Raw genomic sequence first — 1,481 nt, 5'->3', positions numbered from 1 at the left:
GTTCGAGATCCGTGCCGTGCTCGCGGCCACCCTCTCCCCCACGTGGGGCATCTACAGCGGCTACGAACTGTGCGAGAACACCCCGCTCAGGGCGGACAGCGAGGAATACCTGAACTCGGAGAAGTACCAGCTCAAACCCCGCGACTGGGAAGCCGCCGCACGCGAGGGCCGCACCCTCGCCCCCCTCATCACCCGGCTCAACACCGTGCGACGACGCCACCCCGCGCTCCAGCGCCTGCGGAACCTCCGCTTCCATCAGACCGACAACGACAACGTGCTCGCCTACAGCAAGAGCACGGGCCCGGACACGGTCATCGTGGTCGTCAATCTCGACCCCCACCACACCCAGGAGGCCACGGTCTCGTTGGACATGTCGCAACTAGGCCTGGACCAAAACGCTGCCCTGTCCGTGCACGACGAACTGACAGGGGAGACCTACCACTGGGGCAGGACCAACTTCGTGCGCCTCACGCCCGGCCGGACGCCGGCGCATGTGCTCCATGTCGGGCGATCGAAGCCACAGATCGGAGGGCCCTCAGCGTCATGACTGTCAACGACCCCGTGCCGGACACCTTCGAGGACACTCCCGCCAAGGACCGGGACCCGGAGTGGTTCAAACGCGCCGTCTTCTACGAGGTACTCGTCCGCTCCTTCCAGGACAGCGACGGCGACGGCATCGGCGATCTCAAGGGTCTGACCGCCAAGCTCGACTACCTGCAGTGGCTCGGCGTCGACTGCCTCTGGCTGCCGCCGTTCTTCAAGTCACCCCTGCGGGACGGCGGTTACGACGTCTCGGACTACACCGCCGTACTCCCCGAATTCGGTGACCTGGCCGACTTCGTGGAGTTCGTGGACGCCGCCCACCAGCGCGGCATGCGCGTCATCATCGACTTCGTCATGAACCACACCAGCGACCAGCACCCGTGGTTCCAGGAGTCCCGCAAGAATCCCGAAGGCCCCTACGGCGACTACTACATGTGGGCCGACGACGACAAGCAGTACGAGGAAGCGCGGATCATCTTCGTCGACACCGAGGCCTCCAACTGGACCTTCGACCCGGTGCGCGGCCAGTACTTCTTCCACCGCTTCTTCTCGCACCAGCCGGACCTCAACTACGAGAACCCGGCCGTGCAGGAGGAGATCCTGGCCGCGCTGAAGTTCTGGCTCGACCTCGGCATCGACGGGTTCCGTCTCGACGCGGTCCCCTATCTCTACGCGGCCGAGGGCACGAACTGCGAGAACCTGCCGGCCAGCCACGAGTTCCTGAAGCGGGTGCGCAAGGAGATCGACGCCCAGTACCCCGACACCGTCCTGCTGGCCGAAGCCAACCAATGGCCCGAGGACGTCGTCGACTACTTCGGCGACTACGCCTCCGGCGGCGACGAATGCCACATGGCGTTCCACTTCCCCGTCATGCCCCGCATCTTCATGGCCGTCAGGCGCGAGTCCCGCTACCCCGTCTCCGAGATCCTCGCCAAGAC

Annotated in this window: 2 protein-coding genes; both read left to right on the top strand. The window is 65.5% G+C overall.

The genetic code is table 11. The features are described 5' to 3' along the window. A partial coding sequence (locus ACIRVH_RS46455) for an alpha-glucosidase C-terminal domain-containing protein (RefSeq protein ID WP_403967178.1) occupies positions 1-547 on the top strand: 547 nt, incomplete at its 5' end. Continuing rightward, positions 544-1,481, top strand: a 938-nt coding sequence (locus ACIRVH_RS46450) for an alpha-amylase family glycosyl hydrolase (RefSeq protein ID WP_403967174.1), incomplete at its 3' end; no start/stop codon positions are given. The genes ACIRVH_RS46455 and ACIRVH_RS46450, both read left to right, overlap by 4 nt.

The sequence above is a fragment of the Streptomyces sp. NPDC101165 genome, from assembly GCF_044768135.1.
In the GTDB taxonomy this organism is placed as follows: domain Bacteria; phylum Actinomycetota; class Actinomycetes; order Streptomycetales; family Streptomycetaceae; genus Streptomyces.
This window is presented reverse-complemented; position numbering and strand designations above follow the sequence as displayed.